The sequence below is a fragment of the Oceanithermus desulfurans genome (assembly GCF_014201675.1).
GTDB lineage: Bacteria > Deinococcota > Deinococci > Deinococcales > Marinithermaceae > Oceanithermus > Oceanithermus desulfurans.
This window is the reverse complement of record NZ_JACHEZ010000001.1, coordinates 29,573-51,179: the sequence shown is the minus strand read 5'-3', so window position 1 is coordinate 51,179 and position 21,607 is coordinate 29,573. Positions and strand designations below refer to the sequence as shown.

Annotated in this window: 25 protein-coding genes; 19 read left to right on the top strand and 6 right to left on the bottom strand. The window is 72.2% G+C overall.

Going from position 1 to position 21,607, the window contains the following annotated elements:
• The first annotated feature begins 44 nt into the window (after positions 1 to 44).
• From HNQ05_RS00380 to HNQ05_RS00330, 11 genes are all read left to right on the top strand, one after another.
• Positions 45 to 392: a HesB/IscA family protein gene (locus tag HNQ05_RS00380; RefSeq protein ID WP_147147795.1), complete on the top strand. Its 348-nt coding sequence runs from the start codon at positions 45 to 47 to the stop codon at positions 390 to 392.
• 61 nt (positions 393 to 453) lie between these two features.
• Positions 454 to 2,274 (top strand): arginine--tRNA ligase, encoded by a 1,821-nt coding sequence (locus HNQ05_RS00375; RefSeq protein WP_147147797.1) that lies wholly within the window; start codon positions 454 to 456, stop codon positions 2,272 to 2,274.
• A 42-nt stretch (positions 2,275 to 2,316) separates the two neighbouring features.
• Positions 2,317 to 3,387 carry a S1C family serine protease gene (locus HNQ05_RS00370; RefSeq protein WP_147147800.1) on the top strand — a complete coding sequence of 357 codons (1,071 nt, stop codon included), beginning with the start codon at positions 2,317 to 2,319 and terminating at the stop codon, positions 3,385 to 3,387.
• Between the two features lie 15 nt (positions 3,388 to 3,402).
• Positions 3,403 to 4,002, top strand: coding sequence for a deoxynucleoside kinase (locus tag HNQ05_RS00365; protein ID WP_147147802.1), 600 nt, complete (start codon positions 3,403 to 3,405; stop codon positions 4,000 to 4,002).
• Between the two features lie 8 nt (positions 4,003 to 4,010).
• The gene (locus tag HNQ05_RS00360; RefSeq protein WP_147147804.1) at positions 4,011 to 4,637 is read left to right on the top strand and encodes a deoxynucleoside kinase; all 627 of its coding nucleotides are present in this window, start codon (positions 4,011 to 4,013) and stop codon (positions 4,635 to 4,637) included.
• Between the two features lie 4 nt (positions 4,638 to 4,641).
• Positions 4,642 to 6,075 carry a UDP-N-acetylmuramoyl-L-alanyl-D-glutamate--2,6-diaminopimelate ligase gene (locus HNQ05_RS00355; RefSeq protein ID WP_147147806.1) on the top strand — a complete coding sequence of 478 codons (1,434 nt, stop codon included), beginning with the start codon at positions 4,642 to 4,644 and terminating at the stop codon, positions 6,073 to 6,075.
• Positions 6,076 to 6,079: 4 nt separating this feature from the next.
• Positions 6,080 to 6,511, top strand: a complete 432-nt coding sequence (locus tag HNQ05_RS00350; RefSeq protein ID WP_147147807.1) for a phosphate-starvation-inducible PsiE family protein — start codon at positions 6,080 to 6,082, stop codon at positions 6,509 to 6,511.
• Positions 6,512 to 6,520: 9 nt separating this feature from the next.
• Positions 6,521 to 7,000 carry a phosphate-starvation-inducible PsiE family protein gene (locus HNQ05_RS00345; protein ID WP_147147809.1) on the top strand — a complete coding sequence of 160 codons (480 nt, stop codon included), beginning with the start codon at positions 6,521 to 6,523 and terminating at the stop codon, positions 6,998 to 7,000.
• The gene (locus HNQ05_RS00340) at positions 6,979 to 7,731 is read left to right on the top strand and encodes a Nif3-like dinuclear metal center hexameric protein (protein ID WP_147147811.1); all 753 of its coding nucleotides are present in this window, start codon (positions 6,979 to 6,981) and stop codon (positions 7,729 to 7,731) included. The genes HNQ05_RS00345 and HNQ05_RS00340 overlap by 22 nt, the downstream gene beginning before the upstream one ends.
• Before the next feature lie 2 nt (positions 7,732 to 7,733).
• Positions 7,734 to 8,363 carry a dTMP kinase gene (gene tmk / locus HNQ05_RS00335; RefSeq protein WP_147147813.1) on the top strand — a complete coding sequence of 210 codons (630 nt, stop codon included), beginning with the start codon at positions 7,734 to 7,736 and terminating at the stop codon, positions 8,361 to 8,363.
• The gene (locus HNQ05_RS00330) at positions 8,339 to 8,845 is read left to right on the top strand and encodes a DUF192 domain-containing protein (RefSeq protein ID WP_147147815.1); all 507 of its coding nucleotides are present in this window, start codon (positions 8,339 to 8,341) and stop codon (positions 8,843 to 8,845) included. Before tmk ends, HNQ05_RS00330 begins: the two co-directional genes overlap by 25 nt.
• Before the next feature lie 43 nt (positions 8,846 to 8,888).
• On the opposite strand, the gene HNQ05_RS00325 is transcribed toward HNQ05_RS00330, so the two are convergent.
• Positions 8,889 to 9,137, bottom strand: a complete 249-nt coding sequence (locus HNQ05_RS00325) for an FmdB family zinc ribbon protein (protein WP_147147817.1) — start codon at positions 9,135 to 9,137, stop codon at positions 8,889 to 8,891.
• A gap of 74 nt (positions 9,138 to 9,211) precedes the next feature.
• Here HNQ05_RS00325 and HNQ05_RS00320 point away from each other — a divergent pair, with 74 nt between their 5' ends.
• Positions 9,212 to 9,778 (top strand): 5-formyltetrahydrofolate cyclo-ligase, encoded by a 567-nt coding sequence (locus HNQ05_RS00320; protein ID WP_147147820.1) that lies wholly within the window; start codon positions 9,212 to 9,214, stop codon positions 9,776 to 9,778.
• Positions 9,775 to 10,440: an HAD-IA family hydrolase gene (locus tag HNQ05_RS00315; RefSeq protein ID WP_147147822.1), complete on the top strand. Its 666-nt coding sequence runs from the start codon at positions 9,775 to 9,777 to the stop codon at positions 10,438 to 10,440. Before HNQ05_RS00320 ends, HNQ05_RS00315 begins: the two co-directional genes overlap by 4 nt.
• Here the strand turns inward: HNQ05_RS00315 and rsmF are convergent.
• A complete protein-coding gene (gene rsmF, locus HNQ05_RS00310) occupies positions 10,437 to 11,789 on the bottom strand; it encodes a 16S rRNA (cytosine(1407)-C(5))-methyltransferase RsmF (RefSeq protein WP_147147824.1) in 1,353 nt (450 codons plus the stop codon). The genes HNQ05_RS00315 and rsmF overlap by 4 nt on opposite strands.
• A gap of 23 nt (positions 11,790 to 11,812) precedes the next feature.
• On the opposite strand from rsmF, the gene HNQ05_RS00305 reads away from it, so the two are divergent.
• Both HNQ05_RS00305 and HNQ05_RS00300 read left to right on the top strand, forming a co-directional pair.
• Entirely contained in the window at positions 11,813 to 12,193 is a 381-nt protein-coding gene (locus HNQ05_RS00305) for a 4'-phosphopantetheinyl transferase superfamily protein (protein ID WP_147147827.1), read from the top strand.
• Between the two features lie 12 nt (positions 12,194 to 12,205).
• Positions 12,206 to 12,679: a GNAT family N-acetyltransferase gene (locus HNQ05_RS00300; protein WP_147147829.1), complete on the top strand. Its 474-nt coding sequence runs from the start codon at positions 12,206 to 12,208 to the stop codon at positions 12,677 to 12,679.
• Here the strand turns inward: HNQ05_RS00300 and HNQ05_RS00295 are convergent.
• The gene (locus tag HNQ05_RS00295; protein WP_147147831.1) at positions 12,672 to 12,992 is read right to left on the bottom strand and encodes a cupin domain-containing protein; all 321 of its coding nucleotides are present in this window, start codon (positions 12,990 to 12,992) and stop codon (positions 12,672 to 12,674) included. The genes HNQ05_RS00300 and HNQ05_RS00295 overlap by 8 nt on opposite strands.
• 40 nt (positions 12,993 to 13,032) lie before the next feature.
• Between HNQ05_RS00295 and HNQ05_RS00290 the strand changes: the two genes are divergently transcribed.
• The 3 genes from HNQ05_RS00290 to HNQ05_RS00280 all read left to right on the top strand — a co-directional run bounded on the left by HNQ05_RS00290 (position 13,033) and on the right by HNQ05_RS00280 (position 14,540).
• The gene (locus HNQ05_RS00290; RefSeq protein ID WP_147147833.1) at positions 13,033 to 13,821 is read left to right on the top strand and encodes an SDR family oxidoreductase; all 789 of its coding nucleotides are present in this window, start codon (positions 13,033 to 13,035) and stop codon (positions 13,819 to 13,821) included.
• Positions 13,822 to 13,843: 22 nt separating this feature from the next.
• Positions 13,844 to 14,269 (top strand): OsmC family protein, encoded by a 426-nt coding sequence (locus tag HNQ05_RS00285; protein WP_147147835.1) that lies wholly within the window; start codon positions 13,844 to 13,846, stop codon positions 14,267 to 14,269.
• 97 nt (positions 14,270 to 14,366) lie between these two features.
• Positions 14,367 to 14,540 carry a hypothetical protein gene (locus HNQ05_RS00280; protein ID WP_183677491.1) on the top strand — a complete coding sequence of 58 codons (174 nt, stop codon included), beginning with the start codon at positions 14,367 to 14,369 and terminating at the stop codon, positions 14,538 to 14,540.
• Here the strand turns inward: HNQ05_RS00280 and HNQ05_RS00275 are convergent.
• Together HNQ05_RS00275 and HNQ05_RS00270 are read right to left on the bottom strand one after the other, a co-directional pair.
• Complete coding sequence (locus tag HNQ05_RS00275) at positions 14,454 to 17,207, bottom strand: UvrD-helicase domain-containing protein (RefSeq protein WP_246104122.1); 2,754 nt, start codon at positions 17,205 to 17,207, stop codon at positions 14,454 to 14,456. The two genes, HNQ05_RS00280 and HNQ05_RS00275, sit on opposite strands and share 87 nt — an antisense overlap.
• Positions 17,204 to 19,570, bottom strand: coding sequence for a PD-(D/E)XK nuclease family protein (locus HNQ05_RS00270; RefSeq protein WP_183677489.1), 2,367 nt, complete (start codon positions 19,568 to 19,570; stop codon positions 17,204 to 17,206). Before HNQ05_RS00270 ends, HNQ05_RS00275 begins: the two co-directional genes overlap by 4 nt.
• Before the next feature lie 103 nt (positions 19,571 to 19,673).
• On the opposite strand from HNQ05_RS00270, the gene HNQ05_RS00265 reads away from it, so the two are divergent.
• Positions 19,674 to 20,333: a peroxiredoxin gene (locus HNQ05_RS00265; RefSeq protein ID WP_013458200.1), complete on the top strand. Its 660-nt coding sequence runs from the start codon at positions 19,674 to 19,676 to the stop codon at positions 20,331 to 20,333.
• A gap of 57 nt (positions 20,334 to 20,390) precedes the next feature.
• On the opposite strand, the gene HNQ05_RS00260 is transcribed toward HNQ05_RS00265, so the two are convergent.
• Entirely contained in the window at positions 20,391 to 21,572 is a 1,182-nt protein-coding gene (locus HNQ05_RS00260; RefSeq protein WP_147147837.1) for a trans-sulfuration enzyme family protein, read from the bottom strand.
• Positions 21,573 to 21,607: the final 35 nt, after the last annotated feature.

Here is a 21,607-nt window from a genome sequence, read left to right as displayed (position 1 = left end):
CCTCGCTTTCCTTCGCCGGCTTTGGGGCATGATACCCTTGCGTCATGGAAACGCAGACCGCCGCAGGACTCACCGTGACCGAAACGGCAGCGGCCAAGCTGGCCGAAGTGCTCGAGCAACTGCAGAAACCCCAGGCCGCGGTGCGCGTCTACGCCCAGGGCCACGGGCACCACGTGCAGTACGGCATGAGCGTGGACGAGCACGCGCTGGACGGCGACGTGGTGCTCCAGGCCGGCGCGGTGACGATCCGCGTCGACCCCGTCAGCTGGACCCAGCTGGAGGGCGCGACGATCGACTGGACCCGCAGCGAACGCGGCGAGGGCTTCGTCATCGAACCGGCCCACGCCCACGAGGGTTGCGGCTGCGGCGGGGGCTGCGGCTGCAACCACTGAGGCCGTAGGCGCAGGCGAAGGGCGGCCCGGAGGCCGCCCTTCCGGTTAGAATGGCCCCTTGATGACCGGCGTCAAGGCCCCCCTCCAACAAGCCGTCGCTCGGGCCCTCGAGGCCCTGGGCGTGGACGAACCGCCCCCGATCGAGATCCAGGAGACCCCGCCCAACCAGCCGGGCGACTACGGCACGCCGGTGGCCTTCCGCCTGGCGCGCCGGCTGCGCAAGCCGCCGCCGCAGATCGCCGCCGAGCTGGCCGACCAGCTGAGCCCGCCCGAGGGCGTCGAGCGGGTGGAGGTCGCGGGGGGGTACGTCAACTTCTTCCTCGACCCCGCCTGGCTGGCCAGCGCCGCCGCCCGGTCCGTGGGGCCCGCGCCCAAGCAGGACGGCAAGGTGCTGGTGGAGCACACCTCGGTCAACCCCAACAAGGAGCTGCACGTGGGGCACCTGCGCAACGTGGCGCTGGGCGACGCCATCGCCCGCATCCTCGACTTCGCCGGGCGCGAGGTCGAGGTGCTCAACTACATCGACGACACCGGCCGCCAGTCGGCCGAGAGCCTGTTCGCGCTCGAGCACTACGGGTTGGTCTACGACGGCTCCAAGAAGTACGACCACTGGGTGGGCGAGGCCTACGTGCGGCTGCACCGCGAGATGGAAGACGAGGAGGCCAAGGCCCGGCTGGAGCCGGCCATCCGCGCGGTGCTGCACCGGCTCGAGGCCGGCGAGCTGCGCGGCGAGATCGAAAAGCTGCTGGCCGCCCAGCTGGAGACGATGTGGAGCCTGAACGCCGAGTACGACGTCCTCGTCTGGGAGTCGGACCTGGTGCGCGAGGGGCTGTTGCAGCAGGCGCTCGAGCTGCTCGAAGCGACCCCCTACGTCAGCCGGCCCTCGGAAGGCAAGTACCAGGGCGCCCTGGTGATGGACACCTCGGCCTTCATCGAGGGGATGGAAGACCCCTACCTGGTGCTCTTGCGCTCCGACGGCACGGCCACCTACACGGCCAAGGACATCGCCTTCCAGTTCTGGAAGATGGGCCTGCTCTCGGGGCTGCGCTTCCGTCCCTTCACCCGCCAGCCCTCCGGCCGCCAGCTCTACACCAGCCACCCCGAAGGCGAGCCCATGCCCTTCGGGAACGCCCAGGAGACGATCAACGTCATCGACGTGCGCCAGAGCTACCCCCAGCAGGTGCTCAAGGCGGCGCTCGAGGCCGCCGGCCGCCACGACCTGGCCGAGGGCGCCTACCACCTGGCCTACGAGACCGTGCTGCTCGAGGGGAAGCCGCTGTCGGGGCGCAAGGGGCACACCGTCAGCGTCGACGAGGTGCTCGAGGAAGCGGTGCGCCGCGCCCGCGCGGTGATCGCCGAGAAGAACCCCGGCCTGGAGAACGCGGACGCGGTGGCCCGCATGGTGGGCATCGGCGCCGTTCGCTTCGCGATGGTCAAGACCGAGCCCAAGAAGCAGATCGACTTCCGCTGGGACCAGGCGCTCAGCTTCGAGGGCGACGCCGCCCCCTACCTGCAGTACGCCCACGCCCGCGCCGCCTCGATTCTGCGCAAGGCCGAGGCCGAAGGCCTCGCCGACGAACCCGACTACGCCCGGGCCACGCCCTACGAGGTGGAGCTGGCCAAGGTGCTGCTGCGCTTCGAGGAGTCGGTGCAGAAGTCGGCCGAGCTGAAGACGCCGCACGTCCTCGCCCAGTACCTGCTCGACCTCGCCGCCGCCTGGAACGCCTACTACAACGCCAAGGAGGACGGCCGCCCCGCCACCCCGGTGCTCACCGCCCCCCAGGGGCTGCGCGGCCTGCGGCTTGCGCTGGTGCGCCGCTTGAAGCAGACGGTGGCCACGGGGCTCGGCCTGCTCGGCATCGGCGCCCCCGAAGCGATGTAATCTTACGCGAGTTTAAGACCCGGGCCGTATACTTTAAGGCGAATGCGACCCCGCGACCTGCGCCCCTCCCTCGCCACGGCCTTCTGGTTGATCGCCGCGCTCGCCCTGCCCGCCTGGGCCGAAGTCTCGGGCGCGGCCGAGGCCGCCCGCGTACGGGTGATCCAGGAGGCCATGCCCGCCGTGGTCAAGATCCAGGGCACCCCCACCTACGCCGGCGGCGAGGACGCGGTCTGGGGGTCGGGCTTCTTCTACTCGAGCGGCCGGGTCGTCACCAACTTCCACGTCGTGGACGGTCTCAAGAACCTGACGGTCACCCTCTACGACGGCCGCAGCTACCCCGCCGACGTCTTCGCGGTGGACCGCGGCATCGACCTGGCCATCCTCGAGGTGCACGGGGCCACCGCGCCGGCCACCCTCACCTTCGCCCGCGAGACCCAGGTGCTCGCGGGGCAGACGGCGATCGTGCTGGGCTCCCCCTTCGGCAAGCGCAACCTGGTCTCGGTGGGCGTCATCTCCGGCAGCGGCCCCTTCGACTTCGTGGGGCAGCTGGGCGAGGGCGACGTGGGCATCGAGATCCCCGAGATCTTCTACACCGACGCCCGCGTCGAACCCGGCAACTCGGGCGGCCCGCTGCTCGACGGCCAGGGCCGGGTCATCGGGGTGATCGACGCGGTGCTGGGCGGCGCCAGCGGCATCGGCGGCCTGGGCATCGCCGTACCCGGCTACCTGGTGGTGCAGAGCATCTACGACCTCGAGCAGTTCGGGGTGCCCCAGCGCGGCTGGCTGGGCGCGGCGCTCGTCGACCTCACCGAGCTGGACCCCCTCACCCTGCGCCTCGCAGGCCTGGAAAGCACTCAGGGGGCGATGGTCGACCGGGTGCAGCCGGGTTCCCCCGCCGAGGCCGCGGGGCTGCAGGGGGCGCGGCGCGACCGCTACGGCAAGCTCGTGGAACTGGGCGACGTCATCGTCGCCGTGGGCGGCAAGGCCGTCAAGAACCGCTTCGACGTGATCCGCGAGATCGCCCGCAGGCGCCCGGGCGAGAAGGTAGAGCTCACCCTTTGGCGCAACGGCCAGAAGATCACCGTGACCGTGCAACTCACCGCACGACGCTGACACCCGGGAGACGACGTGTACATCGCCATCGAAGGACCCATTGGGGTCGGTAAGACCACGCTCACCCGCCACCTCGCCCAGGCCCTCGAGGGCGAGGCGCTTTTCGAGGTCGTCGAGGAGAACCCCTTCCTGCCGCTGTTTTACGAGGACCCGGAGCACTACGCCTTCAAGGTCCAGGTCTTCTTCCTGCTCTCGCGCTACAAGCAGCTCGAGCACCTGGCGCAGCCGCGCCTCTTCGAGCGCGCGGTGGTGGCCGACTACCTCTTCGACAAGGACTTCATCTTCGCCTCGCTCAATCTCGCGGGGCACGAGTGGCAGCTCTACCAGGAGCTCTACCAGAGCCTTTCGCCGCGCATCCCCACCCCTGACCTGACGATCTACCTGCGCGCGCCGCTGGAGGTGCTGCTCGAGCGCATCCGCCGCCGCGGCCGCAGCTTCGAACGCGGCATCGACCCCGGCTACCTGCAGCGCCTCACCGAGGCCTACGACCGCCACTTCGCGCGCTACCGGGGCCGCCTCTGGATCTTCGACAACACCGACGTCAACTACGCCGACGATCCCGCCGCCGCCCACTGGGTGACGCGCCAGGTGCTGGCCCGGGCCAGCGTAGACTAAGGGCGGGCATGTACATCGCCATCGCCGGAAACATCGGATCGGGCAAGTCCACGCTGACCAGGCTGCTGGCGGCGCGCTACCGGTTGCACCCCGTCTACGAGGCCGTCGAGGAGAACCCCTACCTCGCCGACTTCTACCTCGACATGCGGCGCTGGGCCTTCCACTCGCAGGTCTTCTTCCTGGCCAAGCGGCTGGACCAGCACCTGAGCGAGATCAACCCCCGGCGGCGGGTGGTGCAGGACCGCACCGTCTTCGAGGACGCCCACGTCTTCGCGCGCAACCTGCGGCAGCAGGGGCACTTCTCGGACCGCGACTGGGCCACCTACACCGCGCTCTTCCAGGGGGTGGCGCGGGCGCTGAGGCAGCCCGACCTGCTCATCTACATCCACGCCGGCGTGGAGACGCTCAAGGCGCGCATCGCCAAGCGGGGACGCGACTACGAGCGCGCCATCCCCGAGGCCTACCTGGCGGCGCTGGCGCAGCTTTACGAGGAGTGGGTGGGCGGCCTGAAAGACGTGCCGGTGCTCACGCTGCCCGGCGACGAGCTGGACTTCGTGGAGAACCCCGAGGACCGCCGCTGGATCTACCAGCAGCTCGAGGTGCGCGGCCTCCAGCCCTTCGAGCTCTTCGAGTGAGCCCATGACCCTGCGCGAACTCTTCGCCCCCTTCGGCCCCGCCTTCCCGGACGCGGAGGTGCGGGGCGTGACCCACGACTCCCGGCGGGTGGAGCCCGGCTTCGTCTACGTAGCCCTGCCAGGCCGGCGCTTCGACGGCCACGCCTTCGTGGACGACGCCGTGCGCCGGGGTGCGGTGGCCGTGGTGGGCGCGCGGGAGCTGCGCCCCGGGGTGCCCTACCTGCGCCTGCCCGAGGCCGAGCTGCGGCCGGCGCTGGCGCGGCTGGCAGCCGGGTTCTTCGACCGCCCCTCCGAAAAGCTGTGGGTCGCCGGGGTCACGGGCACCGACGGCAAGACGACGACGGCCTTCCTGCTCCGCCACCTGCTCGCCGCCGGCGGCCGGCGCACGGGCCTGATCGGCACCGTGGGCCACGACACCGGCGCGGGCCTCGTCTTCCCCGAAGGCCACTTCACCACCCCCGAGGCTCCGGAGGTGCAGGGGCTGCTGGCGGAGATGGTCGCGGCCGGCCTCAGCCACGCGGTGCTCGAGTCCAGCTCCCACGCGCTGGCGCAGCACCGGCTCGACGCCGTGGACTTCGACCTGGCCGTCTGGACCCACCTCAGCCCCGAACACCTCGACTTCCACGGCGACATGGAGGGCTACTTCCGCGCCAAGGCCGCGCTGGTCGAGCGGGCGCGGCTCGCGGTGCTCAACACCGCCTGCCCCTACGCCATGCGGCTGGTGCACCGGCCCCACCTGAGCTACGGCCCCGGCGGTGTCTTCGAGCTGCTTGCGGTGCACGAGGAGGCGGAAGGGCTCGCCTTCGCGTTTTCGAGCCCCGAGGGCCGTTTCGAGACCCGGCTGCCGATGCTGGGGCGCTACAACGCCGAGAACGCCCTCGCGGCCCTGGCCGCGGGCTACACCGCGGGGGTGAGCCCGGAGCGCGCCGCGGCGGAGCTGCCGCGGTTCGGAGGGGTGCCCGGACGGATGCAGATCGTTCAGACCCGGCCCTTCCGGGTGGTGGTGGACTTCGCCCACACCCCCAAGGGCCTGGCCGCGACGCTGGCGGCGCTCTCCCCCACGACCCGCGGACGCCTGATCGTCGTCGTCGGCTCCGCCGGCGAGCGCGACCCCGGAAAGCGCGCCCCGCTGGGCCGGGTGGCCGCCGAGCGCGCCGACCTGGCCGTCTTCACCGAGGAGGACAGCCGCAGCGAGCCGGTGGAGGAGATCCTGGCGGCGATGGCGCGCGGGGCGCGGGAGGCGGGGGCGCGGGAAGGCGAGCGCTACCGGCTCGAGCCCGACCGGGCGCGCGCCATCGCCCTGGCCTTCGAGCTCGCCGGCGACGGCGACACCGTGGTGCTCGCCGGCAAGGGGCACGAACGTACGCTGGAGCGCGCGGACGCCACCCTGCCCTGGGACGAGGCCGCCCTGGCACGCCGCCTGCTGGGGCTAGACTGAGGGCATGGAGCGTTTCCCCACCAGCCTGCTCGAGCGCATCGAGGCGTCGATCTACCTGGCCGCGGGCTACATCCTTTCCCTCGCCGCCGCGGCGCTCCTGGGCTTCGCGGTCTGGGAGGCGATCGGGCTGTTCTCGAGCCAGAACCTGGCCGGCGCCATCGTGCGGCTGCTGGACCGGGTGCTGCTGGCGCTGATGATCGCCGAGATCATCTACACCGTCGCCCGTTTCTCGCGCGAAGGCCACCTCGAGGCGGAGCCCTTCCTGGTCGTGGGCGTGATCGCCGCGGTGCGGCGCATGCTCGTCATCACCGCCGAGAGCACCGTGGACATGAGCCTCGAGAGCGCCCACTTCCTCGCGGTGCTGGCCGAGCTGGGGCTGCTGTCGCTGGCCATCGTCTGCTTCGCGTTCGCCATCTTCCTAATTCGGCGGCGGTAGACTGGGGTCGTGCCGCGCCTGCGCCCCAACCTGATCCCGCCCCTCGAGCACGGCGAACGGGTCATCTACTGGCTCGTCGCGGTTTCGCTGATGATCGGGGCGCTGGTCTACCTCGGCTACACGCTGGTCTACGTCTTCGGGCTCTACGCCCAGGCCAGCTACACCGACGGCACCCTGGCGCTGCTCAACGGCTCGCTGCTCACCCTGATGCTCGCCCAGGTCGTCTACACCACCCTGACCTTCCTCGAGACCGGGGTCCTGCAGATCGAGCCGGTGCTGATCGTGGGCATCATCGCCTCGGTGCGGCGCATCCTGGTGATCACCGCGACGCTCAGCACCACCTCCCCCGCCCCGGCGCCGCTCGCCTTCCAGGAGACGATGGTGGAGCTGGGGGTGCTGGGGGCAATCACCCTCGTGCTCGCGGTCGCCATCTTCCTGATCCGCGGACGCCGCTTGAAGGAGCAACCATGCAAAGAGACCGCCTCGTAACCTGGCTCGACGACTTCCTGAAGATCCACGACTACCCCGACCTCGCCCTCAACGGCTTGCAGGTGGAGGGCAAGGAGACCATCGAGCGCATCGGCGTGGCCGTGGACGCCGCCCAGGCCACCTTCGACGACGCGGTGGCCGCGGGGGTGGACCTGCTGATCGTGCACCACGGCCTCTTCTGGGGGCAGCCGCTGGCGCTGCGGGGGCACGTGAAGAAGCGCATCCAGACGCTGTTCGACGCCGGCATCGGCCTCTACGCCGCCCACCTGCCCCTCGACGCCCACCCCGAGGTGGGCAACAACGCCGTGCTGGCCCGCGAGCTGGGCATGGTGGACCTGGAGCCCTTCGGCAGCTACAAGGGCGTCAAGATCGGCTTCAAGGGCCGCTTCCCCGCCGGCACCACCCTGCACGACGTGGCCGACCGCCTGGGCCAGCTCACCGGCATGCAGAGCCTGGTGCACCAGGGCGGCGGCGACCTGATCGGCCGCGGGGGCATCGTCTCGGGCGCCGCCGCCTGGACGCTGGTCGAGGCCGACGAGGAAGGGCTGGACGTCTTCATCACCGGCGAGCCCAAGCACGAGGTCTTCCACGAGGCCTTCGAGCGCCGCATCAACGTGGTCTACGCCGGCCACTACGACACCGAGACCTTCGGGGTGAAGGCGCTGGCGGCCCGCCTCGAGGCCGAGTTCGGCCTGCCCTGGACCTTCTTCGACCGCCCCACAGGCCTGTGACCATGGGCGAACCGCTGCGTTTCATCAGCTTCGAAGGCCCCGAGGGCTCGGGCAAGAGCACCCAGGCGGGCCGCCTCGCGGCCTGGCTGCGGGCGCGCGGCGCGAGCGTCACCCTGACCCGCGAACCGGGCGGCACCTTGCTGGGGCAGGAGATCCGCAGCTGGCTGCTCCACCGCGAGGAACCCATGGGCGAAGAGGCGGAGTTCCTCCTTTACTCGGCGGACCGGGCGGAGCACCTGCGCACGATCGTGCGGCCGGCGCTCGCGGAGGGGGCCTTCGTCATCAGCGACCGCTTCGTGGACTCGTCCTACGCCTACCAGGGCTACGGCCGCGGCCTCGACCTCGACTGGCTGCGGGCGGTGAGCGCCGGCATCCTCCGCGGCGTCCTCCCCAGCCTCACCTTCCTGCTCGACCTGCCGCCCGAACGGGGGCTGGCGCGGCTGGCCGGGCGCGACCGGCTGGAAGGGGAGTCGCTGGAGTTTCACCGGCGGGTGCGCGAGGGCTACCGCAGCCTGGCCAGGAGCGAACCCGAACGCTTCGTCGTCCTCGACGCGGAGCTGCCCGCGGACGAACTGGAGAACCGCATCACCCGGGAGGTGATCTCACGATGGCCAAGTTTAAGTGGCTCCTGATCGGCGTGGTCGTGGCGCTGGGAACCTACGGCTACTTCGCCGCCACCCAGCTGCGGCTCGAGTCCACCCCGCCGCCGCTGCAGCTGCGCCAGCGGGTGCTCTACGTGACCACCCCGTCGCAGACCTATGAACTCGTCGTGGAGGTGGCCGAGACCCCCGAACAGCAGATGCGGGGGCTGATGTACCGCACCGAGCTGGCCGAAGACCACGGCATGGTCTTCCTCTTCCCCCGGGCGACCGACGTGGGGTTTTGGATGAAGAACACCAAGATTCCGCTCTCTATCGCCTTCTTCGACCAGAACGGCCGCATCGTGCGCATCCTCGACATGGACCCCTGCACCCTGCCGCCCGAGGAGTCGGACCGCTGCCCGGTCTACGCCCCGGGCCTCGCCTACGTGGGGGCGCTGGAAGTGAACCAGGGCTGGTTCGCCGCGCGCGGCGTGAAGGAGGGGGACTCGATCAGCTTCGGGCCCTGGAAATAAAACCCGGGGGCGGCCCGGCCGCCCCCGTTCGCACGCCGCCCGGTCAGTCCGCGGCGGCGCTTTTCGTGGCCTTTTCGGAGCCGCCTGTGGACTTCTTCCCGCCCTGCGAGCCGGAGCTGCGGGAATCCTTCACGTACCAGCCCGAGCCCTTGAAGATCACGCCCACCGGCTGGATCACGCGCTTCACCGGCTCGCCCGTCTCGGGGTGATGGGTCAGCGGGTCGTCGTGGATGCTCTGCTCCACTTCGAAGTACTCGCCGCTTTCCAGTCCTTTGTACACGTAGGTCGGCATCGTTCCTCCGTTCGGCATTTTGACACTCACGGCGCTTGAGTGTCAAGACCGCGGCGAGGGTTAGACTGGTCCGCATGAAGCCGGAGCTGCGCAGGCAACTTCTTAAGCGGCGCGCCCGCCTGGACACGGAGCGGATCGGCGAGGCCGCGACGGCGGCGCTGGCCGACTTCCTGCGCCGGCGGGGGGCGGGCCGGGTGCTCCTCTACCTGCCGTTTCGGGGAGAACCCTCGCCGCTGGGCCTGCTCCGGCGCTACCCCGAGGCCCGCTACTTCCTGCCGCGCACCGCGCCCGGGGGCCTGAGCGTGCACCCCTTCGACGCCCCGCGCGAACGCCACCGCTACGGCTTCGAGCAGCCGGCCGCGGGTGCGCCCGAGGTCGATCCGGCGGGCCTCGACGCCGTCGTCGTCCCCGGCCTCGCCTTCGACCGCGCCGGCGGCCGGCTCGGCTACGGGGCCGGCTACTACGACCGCTTCCTGGCGGCGCTGCCGCCGCGGGTGCTGCGGATCGGCCTGGTGCCCGAAGCCCTGGTGCTCGAAGCGCTGCCCCGCGACCCCTGGGACGTCCCGGTGGACTTCCTGGCCACCGAGCGGGGCGTGCGCCCCGTGCTCCGGGGCCGCGATCCCGATAAAATGGCTCCATGATCCGGGCGGTGGTCTTCGACCGCGACGGGGTGCTGATGCGGCCGGCCCGCGGCGTGGTACGGCGGTTCGCCGAGTGGCTGGCCCCCTGCACCCCCGGCGGGCTCGAAGCCGACGCCCTGCTGGCCACCCTGACCCCGATCTGGGAGCGCTACGCCGCCGAGATCCGCAGGCTGAAGGTGCCGCCCGAGGAGGAGACGCGCTTCTGGCTGGAGATGGCGCGGGAGCTGCTGCGGCGGCTCAAGAGCCGCTGCTCGCCCGCCGAGCTGGTGGCCACCTGGCCCTACTACCGCTTCATCGAGCCCACCGTGGGGGCACGGCCGCTGCTCGAGTGGCTGCAGGTGCAGGGGTACACCGTCGCCGTGCTCTCGAACACCACCCCCAGCCTGCGCGAGAGCCTGGCCTACCACGGCCTCGCCGAGTTCGTCGACCGCTTCTTCGCCAGCAACACCCTGGGGCTGCTGAAGCCCGACGGGCGGATCTTCCGCCGGGTGGGCGAGGAGCTGGGGCTGCCCCCGGAGGCGATCGCCTACTTCGACGACTACCCCGACAACGTGCGCGTCGCCCGCACCCTCGGCTGGCACGCCTACCTGGTGCGGCTGGGCGAACCGGGACCCGAGGTCGTGCACGACCTCGACCTCATCTACGAGATTCTGGAACGTTAGAGCCGGGCGTGCGCCGGGCGCAGCACCCGGCCCTTGGCCTTGCCCCAGCCCAGGCCGAAGCCCTCCACCGTCACCCAGTACCAGCCGCCGGGGCCCTGGTGCGCCACCGGCTCGCCCAGCGCGAAGCCGAGGGCCCGGGGATCGTCGGCCCGCAGGGCGAGCTCCGGCCCGGCGGCCCCGGGCGGGAGCGCGTGGGCCAGGTGCGCCGCGGGAACGAAGCGGCCCTTCTTGGCCTGGCCCAGGTAGAGGCCCGGCGCCGGCGCCGCGATCCGCCCCAGGTCGGGCAGGCCTTCGGGCAGCAGGTAGAGGTGCCCGCTGCGCTCCCACAACGCACCTTCGGGCGGGCTCTTCAGGTGGTCGCGCGCCCAGCCGCGCCACTCGGCCAGCGCCCGGTGGTCGGGCCGCGGCGGACGGAAGCGCGGGGGGGAACCCGCCGCTCCTTCGCGCCGCACCAGCCGCGCCAGGAAGTGCCCTTCACCGCGCAACCGGTGGGGCCAGAGGCGGGCGGTCCGCGCGAGCCGGGCCTCGCCCCCGCCCCAGGCGGGGACGCCCGGCGCGAAGCTGGGGTGGAGGCGTGCGTCTTCGACGTCGAACTCGGGGTGCGCCCGCAGGAAGGCGCCGACGACGCCCTCGTTCTCCTCGGGAGCGAAGGTGCAGGTGGCGTAGACGAGCACCCCGCCCGGCCGCACCAGCGCCGCGGCCGCCTCGAGCAACCGCGCCTGCACCGCCGCGGCGCGCGCGGGGGCCGCCGGACCCCAACGCGCCGCGGCCGCCGGCTCCTTGCGGAACATCCCCTCGCCGCTGCAGGGGGCGTCGAGCAGCACCCGGTCGAAGAACGCCCCCCAGCGCTCGGCCAGCCGCGCCACCGGAGCCTGAACCACCGCCTGGATGCTCCCCCAGCGCTCGAGGTTGTCGAGCAGGCCGCGGATGCGGCCCGAGTCGACCTCGTTGGCCACGAGCAGGCCGCGCCCCTCCATCTTGGCGGCGAGGTGGGTGGTCTTGCCCCCGGGCGCCGCGGCCAGGTCGAGCACCCGCTCGCCGGGCCGGGGGGCCAGCACCTCACCCACCGCCTGGGCGCTGGGCTCCTGGATGTAGTAGAGGCCGGCGTAGTGGTAGGGGTGGGGGCCGGGGCGGGCCTCCGGAGGGTAGTAGAAGCCCGCGGGGCTCCAGGGAATGGGCTCGAGCGCCCAGGGAACCCGCGCCCGCAGCTCGGCGGGCGAGAGCTTCAGGGTGTTGACGCGCAGCCCGTGGCTGCGCGGCTCCTCGGTCAGGGCCCGCAGGAAGTCGGGGTATTCGTCCCCCAGCAGCTCGGCCATCTTGTTCAGGAACGCCCCCGGCAGCTCCGCCATCGCCCCGAAAGTATACTGCAGGCGTGATCGTCGCCATCGGCAGCGACCTCGTCGCGGTGGAGCGCATCCGCCGGGTCTACCGGCGTCACCCCCGGCGCTTCCTCGAGCGCCACTTCACTCCCGAGGAACGCGCCTACGCGCTGGCCGCCGCCGACCCCGCCCCCCGCCTCGCCGTCCGCTGGGCGGCCAAGGAGGCCTTCGCCAAGGTCTGGCCTGCGCGGCTCGGCTGGCGCGACGTCGCCGTGGCCCACCAGGGGCCGCGGCCGGTGCTGCGCTTCAGCCCCGAGCTCGAGCGCGCCCTCGCCGAACGGGGCCTGACCGCCCTCGTCACCCTGAGCCACGAGCGCGACTACGCCCTGGCCTTCGTCGCGCTCGTCACACAACCTTCACCCACGACTGGATAGAATGACGCTGAGATGATGCCCACACGAGCGGTCGAGCTGCAGCCCGTAGGCGCGGGAGACGCGCCCCGCATCCACTCCGTCTACCGGGCGAGCCCGCGCCACTTCGAACGGATCGGCATCGAGGTGCCGGCCCTTCCCGACGTCGAGCGCGAGGTCGAGGCCATCCTGGCCGACCCCGCCCGGCGCGCCTACCTGGTGAACCACGAGGGCCGGACCGTCGGCTACCTCGACTTCAAGCGCCGCTACCCGGGCGAGGACGAGGCCACGGTCACGCTGATCCTGATCGCCGAACCCCACCAGGGCCGCGGGTTCGGGCGCGCCGCCATCGAAGACCTGGAGTCGCTGCTCGCGCACGAGTCGCGGCGCCTCTATGCGGCGGTCTACGGCCACAACCCCGGCGCCGTCGCCTTCTGGAAGAAGCTCGGCTACCGCTACCTCAAGGACGGCGGCCCCACCCTGAGCTGGTACTACAAGCGGCTCAGCTAGGCCGCGGCGCCATCACCACCAGCAGCACCGCCGGCTGCTCGCTGGCGTTCCAGACCCCGTGCTCCTCGCCCGCCGGCGCGCGGGTCGCCTGACCCGTGGTCAGGGTGGCCTGCGCCTTGCCCACCTGCACCCGAACCTCGCCGGCGAGCACCAGGTAGACCTTGTCGGAACCCTCGTGGGCGTGCACCTTCTGCATCTGCCCCGGCAGCAGGGCGTAGAGGTCGTAGAACATGTGGGGCGAGTCGAAGACGGGGATCTTCTTCATCTTTTCTTGGCCGAACTCGACCAGCTCTTCCAGGACGCGGATCTCCATGAACGCAGCCTACACCGCGCCGCCCTGCGATAATGGGGGTATGGACCTGGGACTCAAGGGTAAGACCGCCATCGTCACCGGCGCCTCCCAGGGCATCGGCCGCGCCGTCGCCGACGCCCTGGCCGCCGAAGGCGCGCGGGTGGTGCTCTCCGCCCGCAACGAGGAAAAGCTGGCCCGTGCCGCCGCCGAGATCTGCGCCGCCGCGGGCGACGCCGCCTACTACGCCGGCGACCTGAACGACCCCGAAACCGCGGAGCAGCTGGTCGCCTTCGCCGAACGCGAGTTCGGACCCGTCGACCTGCTGGTGGGCAACACCGGGGGGCCCCCGAGCGGCGAGGCCCACGCTCTCGACGAGGCGGCCTGGCGCGCCGCCGCGGAGCTGTTGTTCTACCCCCAGATCCGCCTGACGCGGCGGGTGCTGCCCGGCATGCGCGAGCGCGGCTGGGGCAGGATCCTCTACATCACCTCCATCTCGGTCAAGGAGCCGATCGAGAACCTGGCGCTCTCCAACGCCCTGCGCGCGGCGGTGACCGGCTTCGCCAAGACGCTGTCGCGCGAGGTCGCCGCGGACGGCGTCACCGTGAACACCCTGGGCCCCGGCTACACCGCCACCGAGCGGGTGAAGCACCTCTTCGAGGACAACGCCGCGCGCCAGAACACCACGCCCGAGGCGCTCGAGCAGCGCCTGCTGGCCCAGATCCCCGCCCGGCGCATGGCGCGGCCGGAGGAGATCGCCGCGGTGGCCGCCTTTTTGGTGAGCGAGCCGGCGTCGTACCTGACCGGGCAGGCGGTCATGGTGGACGGCGGCTACACCCACGGCCTGCTCTAGTAAAGTGGGGGCCGGAGGGACGATGGGCGAGAAGCGAACCGTAGTGATCGAACAACTTTGCGAAAAGCGCTTCGCGGCGCACAACGAAAACGACCGGACGGTGATCGTGGACGGGGCGAGCCCCGCGGTGAGCCTGCGCCCGATGGAGCTGCTGCTGGCGGCGCTCGGCGGCTGCACCGCCTACGACGTGGTCGACATCATGAAGAAGAAGCGGACCCCGCTGGCGCGGTACCGGGTCGAGGTGACCGGCGAGCGGGCCGAGAAGCACCCGCGGCGCTACACCCACATCCACGTGGTCCACGTCGGCGCCGGCGAGGGCGTGACCGAAAAGCAGTTCGCCCAGGCGGTACGCCTGAGCCACGAAAAGTTCTGCAGCGCCTCGGCCAACCTCAACGCCGAGATCACCTGGGAGGTCCGCCTCGAAGACGCGGCTGACGCCGGGGCTTAAGTCGCGGCTGCGGGCCGCGCTGGCAGCGGGCCGGGAGCGGGAGGCCGCCCGGCTGCTGCGGGAGGCCGCCCGGACCGCGTCGCGCGGCGAGGCCGCGGTGCTCGAGCGCTGGTCGGGGCTGCTGCTGATCCATAGCGGCCGCGAAGTCGAGGGCACGCTGGCGATCGAGCGCGCCGACGCGGCGCTAGACCTCCTCGGCCTCGGCCACCCCACGCTCGAAGGCCTCTTCCAGGAGCTCGGCCTCGAGGGGGACGACCTCGCCGAAACGTAGGTAGACCAGCCGCGCCACCGGCTCGATGCCCCAGGCCGCGGCCACGGCGCGGCGGTAGAGGGCGAGCTGGAAGTGGTAGCGCTCGGGGTGCAGCTCGCGGTCGGTCTTGTAGTCCTCGAGCACCCAGGCGTCGCCCACCCGGTAGAGGCGGTCGATCACGCCCTCCCAGACCGTATCCAGCCGCGGGGTGCGGGTGGGCAGCAGCAGCGGAAACTCGGCGTAGTCCTCGTCGCGCTCCGCGAGCGCCGGCAGCTCCGCGCCCAGCAGCCTCCAGTAGGTCTCGAGCCGCTGGGCCACCTCGGTCTGCACCCGGGTGCGTTCGGGTTCGGTGAGCCGTTGCACCGCCTCCTGGTTCCAGAGGTCGGCGAGGCGCTCGGGTCCCCAGTCCTGCCCGATGGCGTAGTGGACGAGGATGCCCACGGTGCGCGCCACCAGCCCCGGGTCCACCCCCGCCTCCTCGAGCTCGACGGCGACGTCGCCCTCGTCGTCCAGTTCGGGCGGGGCCGGGCGTTCGGCCTTGAGGGCGCTGGGCGAGTAGACCGGAGGCCGCGCCAGCGGCTCCACCGGGGCGCGCAGGCGCTCGTCCACCTCGGCGGCGCGGCGGGCCGCGGCCGCGGCGGCCTTGGGCGCGGGCAGCCGCTCGACGTCGAGCCGCTCCACCTCGAGCGCGTCCCACGCCGCCAGGTTCATCTCCTCGATCAGGGTGCGCCCCAGGGTGCGCCGCCAGAACTTGGGCCGCAGCCCTTCGCCGTCGGGCTTGAGCTGCACGCTCAGGCTGAGCAGCAGCCGCGACCGGGGGCGGCTGAGGGCGACGTAGAGCAGGCGGTAGGCCTCCTGCCGCTCCCGTTCCTTCCACTCCGCGGCGAAGCGCGCGTAGTCGGGGTCCGCCTCGGCGGCGAACTCGCCCGAGCCGGGGCGCACGTAGAAGGGTTCGGCGCCGTCGGGCTGGCCGCGGTTGAGGTCGAAGACGGCCACGACCGGCCACTCCAGCCCCTTGCTGCCGTGCATCGTGTAGATCCGCACCGCGTCGAAGCCGCCCTCGGGAACGCCGGCCTCGTCGCTGCCGCGCAGCTCCTCGAGGTCGCGCAGCAGGAACTCGAGCCGCCCGTAACGCCGGCTCGCCAGCCGGAAGAGGAGCTGGTCGACGTTGGCGCGGGCGGGGGGCTCGAGCCGCTCGAGGTAGCTCTCGCCGTTCAGGAAGGGGGTGCGCACCATCCGCTCGAAGAAGTCGAGGGGGCGCAGGGTCTGCACCCAGCGGGAAAGCCGGGCGACGCGCTCGGCCACCTCGGGCGCGGCGCGCTCGAGCTCGGCTAGCGGGTCCTCCGCCTCCAGCACCCGTTCGACGCGGGCCAGGTCCAGCCCCGCGAAGGGGCCGCGCAGGAAGGCGGCGAGGCTGAACCGCCCGCGCGGGTCGAGCGCCACCCGCGCCGCGTGCACCAGGTCGCGCACCTCGATCAGGTCGTAGAAGCCGCGTCCGCCGACGACGACGTGCGGCACGCCGTGGGCGGAGAGGGCGCGGGCGAGGAGCGGCACCGAGCTGTGGCTGCGCACCAGCACGGCCATCTCGCGCCAGGCGTGCTCCGCGTGCTGCTCGAGCAGCCAGCGGGCGAGCTGGTCGGCCTCGTAGGGTCGCAGCGCGTCCTGGCGCGCCTCGCCCTGCACGAGCTGGAGCCGCACCCGGCCCGGCCCGGCGCCGGGCCGCGCCTCGACCGGCGGCGCCTCCGCGCGCGCGAACGCCTCGGGACGCTCGTCCGCCACCCAGTCGACGTAGCGGTTGAGGAAGCGCACCAGCGCCCGGTCGTGGCGCCAGCTCGTCACCAGCGGCGGCAGCGGCTCCCCGCGGCGCATGGCCTCGCGGAAGACCTCCACGTCGGCGTTGCGGAAGGCGTAGATCGACTGCTTGGGGTCGCCCACGACCTCGACCTCCACCCCCAACGCCTCCAGCGCCGCGAAGACCCGGCCCTGCAGCGGGCTGGTGTCCTGGTACTCGTCCACGAAGACCCGGGACAGGCGCGAGCGGATGCGCGCCGCCAGCGCCTCCTCGCGCCCCGCCCGCTCGAGCAGCCGCCAGGCGTGCAGCTCGATGTCGGACGGCCCCAGGGCCTCGCCCCCGAGCCGCCGCGCGTACCGCTCCAGCACCGCCCGGAAATGGGTCCACAGCGCCTCCGCCGCCGCCCCTTGCGGCCGCAGCTCGGCGGCCAGCGAGCGCTTGGCGAAGAGCCGGCCCAGCACCTCGGCCAGCTCGTCGGTCTCCTCGTTCAGGTAGACGTAGGCGCGCGCCTCCTCGGCGAAGATCTGCTGCGCCTCGGAGGCGTCGATGCGCAGGAAGTCGGGCTCGAGCCCCAGCGCCAGGGCGTTCTGGCGCAGGAGCTCGGCGAAGAAGCCGTGGATCGTGGTCACGGTCGCGCCCAGCACCTCGGTGGCCAGCGCCCCGGCGCGCCGCACCACCGCCTCGGGGGGAACGTCCTCCGCGCCCGAAGGCTTAAAGCGGCCTTCGGCGATGGCCAGAAGGCGCTCGCGCAGGCGCGCCTTCAGCTCGGCCGCCGCCGAGCGGGTAAAGGTGACCGCGGCCAGGCGGTAGGGCGGGTGCTCGGCGAGCGCGGCGGTGAAACGGCTCGTCAGCGCGTAGGTCTTGCCGGTGCCAGCGGAGGCGATGCGGACCTTCACGTTTCCACCTCGTCCTTTCGGCAGACGTCGGCGAAGGGGCAGCTGCGGCAGTGCCAGCCGGGCACCGCCTCGGCGCGGGCGGCGCGCCAGCGCTCCAGCGCCCGCTCGGCCCAGCGGCGTCGCTGGTCGGCCATCTCCTGGAACTTGCGCACCCAGGCCTCGCGGTCGCGCTGCGGGTCGGCGCCGTAGCCGCGCACCGGCGGACCTCCCAGCGGCCAGTACCACAGCTCCACCGCGTAGCCGCGGCGCAGGTAGGTTCCGGCGACGATGAACTCGACCCAGCGGTCGCGCAGCCGCTCGCGCACCTCCGCCTCCGTAAGCGGCTCCTCGCCGAAGCGGTAGACGCGCGCGGTGCGCCCCTCGCGTTCGCCGGCGTGAACGTGCACGGTCAGCTCCCCGAAGCTCACGCCCGGGAAGAAGGTCAGGCGTTCGAAGCGCGCGGGCGTCATTCCCCAGCGGGCCAGGGCCTCCGGGTCGGGGGCGCGCCCCTCGCGTTTCGCCTCGGCGAGCCGCTCGAGCGCCCGGTACCACTCGGGGCGCTCGTCCTCGTCGGGCCGCAGGCCCTCGCGGGCCTCCAGCCAGGAGCGGAAGCCGCAGCCGCCGTAGCTGCGATCGAAGCGGTAGACCTGGCTCAGGCCGCTGGGCGCGGGCAGCGGCACGCCCTCGCGGGGGGCGCGGTAGCCCGAGCCCTCACGCGAGAGCGCCCGGCTGACCAGCGGCACCGGCCCCATGGGCCGGGGCTCGGCCGCACCCACCAGGTCGTGCTCCGGCTCCAGCGGCCGCCCCCCATCGGCCTCCGGGTAGCTGATCACGACCTCGTCGGCCAAAGCCCGCAGGCTGCGCCACAGGTGCACGTCCCGGCCCCGCAGGCGGCGCGGCAGCACCCCCCGTTCGGCGTAGATCCGCTCGAAAACCTCGGACCAGGGCCGCCGCGCCTCCTCGGGGATGAAGTAGTCCTCGCGCTCGCCCAGGGTGTAGACCCCCTCGCTCGCCCCCAGGACGTAGGCCTTGCGGTAGCGGCGTCCGCTGACCTCCCGCGGGCTGAGCAGGGCCACGCCCCCGGGCCGGCGCGCCCGCAGGCGCACCCGCTCCAGCAGCCCCGCCCACCAGGCGCGGAAGCCTTCGGGGCCCCCGGCCTCGAGCGCCTCGCGGGCGCGCAGCAGGAAGACCTCGCGCCAGCGGCTCTGGGCCAGCAGCGGCCGGCCGTCCACCAGCCGCTCCGCCCAGGCGAGCAGGTGGGCGCGCCGCGCCGCGTCCTCCGCGGGCGCGCCGGCGAGCGGGTCGAGGGAGGCGAGCACCGCCTCCAACGTCGGCGCCAGGCGGCCGCCCTCGGCCTCGTCGAGCTGCCGGGCCAGCTTACGGATCGCGTCCAGACCGGCCAGCCCCCGCGCCAGCGCCGCGCGCCCCAGCGGGGCCAGCTCCTCGAAGAGGAAGAGCCCCTCGGCCGTGGGGTGGTCGGGAAAGCGCAGCAGATCGACCAGCAGCTTGCCCGGCTCCTCCTCGCTGGGGGCGTGGTAGGTCTCGTCCATCAGGTAGAGGTCGTACTCGCGGGCGAGCATCTTGGTCGCCTCCAGGCGCTCGGGGGGGACGACGAGCGCCAGCTCGAGGGGGTCGAACCCCCCGACCAGCAGGTCGCGCTTGATCTCCGCCAGCACCCAGCGCAGCTCGTGCACCGGGTTCTCGGCGCGCCAGACCGCGACCGCCGCAGGCAGCCGCGGCGGGTCCTCCGCGGGCCCCGGGGGTTCGGGGAGCGAAGCCCAGACCTCGACGCCGGCCCGCTCCATCGCGGTCAGCAGCGAGAGCGCGAGCGGCGAGAGCTCCCAGAACCCGGCGGCGAAGACCGCGTCGGTCTCGGGACGCCAGGCGCCCTCGGCCACCAGGTCGGCGGCGAGCCGGGCCACGTCGTCGGGGTCCAGCGCCGCGCCCTTGGCCCGCTCGTAGGCGGCGTAGACGCGCTGCAACCTGCGGGACTCGGCGTCGCCGACCGGCACCTCTTCGGGGGCGACCTCGAAGCGCTTGAGCTCGGCGATGGCGCGGGCAAAGAGGCGTGCTTCGCCGGGCGCGGGCATGCGCCCGCCCGCCAGCTCGCGCAGCGCCTCCCCCACCCGCGCCACCCGCAGGCCGGTCGAGAGGAAGGTTCCGGTGCGGCCGGCCTGGGCCAGCACCCGCTGGTGCACCTGCTGAAAGTGCACCGCCTCGGCCCCCAGGGCAGCTCCCCGGGCCGCGAGCCGCCGCAAAGCGAAGTTGCGGTTCGAAGGCAGCGTCAACCACCACACGCGGCGTTTTTGGGCCGTCAGCTCGCGGGCGCGCTCCAGCATCCGCTCCGAAGCCCCGCCGTCCGCCGCGTCGATCAGCCAGTGCATGCACGAGCATTCTACGACGCCCCGCTTCCTCAGAAATACCTAATAGTAATGACTTGCACTAAAAGGTGATTTGCGCTATCCTACCCCTTGGAGGTATACGGGTATGGAAAACACAGAAAAAGTCGTCTCGCTTCCGCGGCTCAACGAACCGGCGCCCGACTTCGAGGCCAAGACCACCAAGGGCACGCTCAAGCTCTCGGACCTGAAGGGTAAGTGGGTGGTGCTGTTCAGTCACCCGGCCGACTTCACCCCGGTCTGCAGCACCGAGTTCCTGGGCTTCGCCAAGCGCGCGGACGAGTTCGCCCAGCGCAACGTGCAGCTCGTCGGTCTCTCGATCGACAGCATCTACAGCCACCTGGCCTGGATCAAGGACCTGGAGGACCTGACCGGGATCACCATCGACTTCCCGGTGATCGCCGACCTGGACATGAAGGTCTCGAGCCTCTACGGCATGGTCCACCCCGCCGCGGCCGACACCGCCGCGGTGCGCACCGTCTTCGTCATCGACGACAAGGGCATCCTCCGCGCGATGCTCTACTACCCGCTGACCAACGGCCGCAACATCGACGAGGTGCTGCGCCTGGTGGACGCGCTGCAGTTCACCGACAAGACCGGTCTGGCCACCCCGGCCGACTGGCGTCCGGGCGAGTCGGCGATCGTGCCGCCTCCGGGCACCATCGACGACATCAAGGCCGACGAGGCGAAGAAGGACGAGTACGTCGAGTTCAAGCGCTGGTACCTGCGCTACAAGAAGGTCTCGTAGCCGCTTCCAAAGGCGGGCCGCCGCGCCACGGCGCGGCGGCCTTCTTTTTCGCTCCCGCTAGGAGACGAGGCTGCGCTCGACCCGGGCGAGGGCCTGCTCCAGGTCCTCGGTCAGGTCGCGCGGGTCCTCGATGCCCACCGAAAGCCGCACCAGACCGGGGGTGATCCCCTGGCGCTCGAGCACCTCGGGCGGCAGCAACTCGTGGGTCGTGCTCGCCGGGTGAGTGGCCAGCGACTCGACGTCGCCCAGGGAGACCGCCTGGGTGAAGAGCTCGAGGCCGTCGAGGAAGACGCGGGCGGCGTCGAAGCCGCCGTGGAGCTCGAGGGCCACCATCCCGCCGTAGCGGTCCATCTGGCGTGCGGCGACCTCGTGCCCGGGGTGCTGGGGCAGCCCCGGGTAGTAGACGCGGGCCACCGCCGGGTGGCGGGCCAGGTAGGCGGCCACGGCCTCGGCGCCGTCGCAGTGGGCCTCCATGCGCAGGGCCAGCGTCTTGATCCCCCGCATGAAGAGGAAGGCGTCCTCCGGACTCATCGCCCCGCCGACGTGGCGGAGGCCGTGCATCCGCAGCTCCTGCATCATCTCCCCGGGTCCCGCGACCACACCGCCGATCGCGTCGCCGTGACCCCCCAGGTACTTGGTCGCCGAGTGCACCACCACGTCGAGACCGAACTCGAGCGGCCGCGTCAGGTAGGGGGTGGCGAAGGTGTTGTCGGCGACGGTCAGCACCCCGTGCGCGCGCCCGACCTCGCCGACCTGGGCCAGGTCGTGGATGCGCAGGGTCGGGTTCGTGGGCGTCTCCACGTAGAGCATCCGGGTGCGGGGGCCCACCCACGCCGAGGGCGGTTCTTCGGAAACGTCGCGCACCTGGATGCCGAAGCGCGTGAGCGTCTCCAGGAAGAGCCCCTCGGTGCCGCCGTAGAGCGGACCGAGAAAGGCCAGCTCGTCGCCCGGCTGCAGAAAGGTGAGGGTGAGCGCCGCGATCGCCGCCATGCCGCTGGCGAAGGCCACCGCGTCCTCGGCGCCCTCGAGGTTCGCCAGTTTCTCTTCGAACACCCGCACCGTGGGGTTGCCGATGCGGGTGTAGACGTAGCCGGACTCTTCGCCCGCGAACATTCGCGCGCCGCGGTCGAAGGATCCGTACGCGAACGTGGACGTGCGGTACACGGGGGTGACGTGGGCCCCGGTGGCCGGGTCGGGCCGCGAACCCACGTGCAGCGCACGGGTACGGAAACGTTTCATGCTCGGTCCTTTCTCCCCAAAGGGGGGTGCTATGG

What these genes read in the sequence shown, in the direction of transcription:
- HNQ05_RS00360 (WP_147147804.1), top strand. Translation starts at nt 4,011, where the DNA reads ATGTACATCGCCATCGCCGGAAACATCGGATCGGGCAAGTCCACGCTG.
- HNQ05_RS00355 (WP_147147806.1), top strand. Translation starts at nt 4,642, where the DNA reads ATGACCCTGCGCGAACTCTTCGCCCCCTTCGGCCCCGCCTTCCCGGAC.
- HNQ05_RS00295 (WP_147147831.1), bottom strand. Translation starts at nt 12,992, where the DNA reads ATGGAGATCCGCGTCCTGGAAGAGCTGGTCGAGTTCGGCCAAGAAAAG.
- HNQ05_RS00265 (WP_013458200.1), top strand. Translation starts at nt 19,674, where the DNA reads ATGGAAAACACAGAAAAAGTCGTCTCGCTTCCGCGGCTCAACGAACCG.
- rsmF (WP_147147824.1), bottom strand. Translation starts at nt 11,789, where the DNA reads ATGGCGGAGCTGCCGGGGGCGTTCCTGAACAAGATGGCCGAGCTGCTG.
- HNQ05_RS00320 (WP_147147820.1), top strand. Translation starts at nt 9,212, where the DNA reads ATGAAGCCGGAGCTGCGCAGGCAACTTCTTAAGCGGCGCGCCCGCCTG.
- HNQ05_RS00325 (WP_147147817.1), bottom strand. Translation starts at nt 9,137, where the DNA reads ATGCCGACCTACGTGTACAAAGGACTGGAAAGCGGCGAGTACTTCGAA.
- HNQ05_RS00260 (WP_147147837.1), bottom strand. Translation starts at nt 21,572, where the DNA reads ATGAAACGTTTCCGTACCCGTGCGCTGCACGTGGGTTCGCGGCCCGAC.
- HNQ05_RS00370 (WP_147147800.1), top strand. Translation starts at nt 2,317, where the DNA reads ATGCGACCCCGCGACCTGCGCCCCTCCCTCGCCACGGCCTTCTGGTTG.
- tmk (WP_147147813.1), top strand. Translation starts at nt 7,734, where the DNA reads ATGGGCGAACCGCTGCGTTTCATCAGCTTCGAAGGCCCCGAGGGCTCG.
- HNQ05_RS00375 (WP_147147797.1), top strand. Translation starts at nt 454, where the DNA reads ATGACCGGCGTCAAGGCCCCCCTCCAACAAGCCGTCGCTCGGGCCCTC.
- HNQ05_RS00270 (WP_183677489.1), bottom strand. Translation starts at nt 19,570, where the DNA reads ATGCACTGGCTGATCGACGCGGCGGACGGCGGGGCTTCGGAGCGGATG.
- HNQ05_RS00340 (WP_147147811.1), top strand. Translation starts at nt 6,979, where the DNA reads ATGCAAAGAGACCGCCTCGTAACCTGGCTCGACGACTTCCTGAAGATC.
- HNQ05_RS00315 (WP_147147822.1), top strand. Translation starts at nt 9,775, where the DNA reads ATGATCCGGGCGGTGGTCTTCGACCGCGACGGGGTGCTGATGCGGCCG.
- HNQ05_RS00380 (WP_147147795.1), top strand. Translation starts at nt 45, where the DNA reads ATGGAAACGCAGACCGCCGCAGGACTCACCGTGACCGAAACGGCAGCG.
- HNQ05_RS00350 (WP_147147807.1), top strand. Translation starts at nt 6,080, where the DNA reads ATGGAGCGTTTCCCCACCAGCCTGCTCGAGCGCATCGAGGCGTCGATC.
- HNQ05_RS00330 (WP_147147815.1), top strand. Translation starts at nt 8,339, where the DNA reads ATGGCCAAGTTTAAGTGGCTCCTGATCGGCGTGGTCGTGGCGCTGGGA.
- HNQ05_RS00285 (WP_147147835.1), top strand. Translation starts at nt 13,844, where the DNA reads ATGGGCGAGAAGCGAACCGTAGTGATCGAACAACTTTGCGAAAAGCGC.
- HNQ05_RS00290 (WP_147147833.1), top strand. Translation starts at nt 13,033, where the DNA reads ATGGACCTGGGACTCAAGGGTAAGACCGCCATCGTCACCGGCGCCTCC.
- HNQ05_RS00300 (WP_147147829.1), top strand. Translation starts at nt 12,206, where the DNA reads ATGATGCCCACACGAGCGGTCGAGCTGCAGCCCGTAGGCGCGGGAGAC.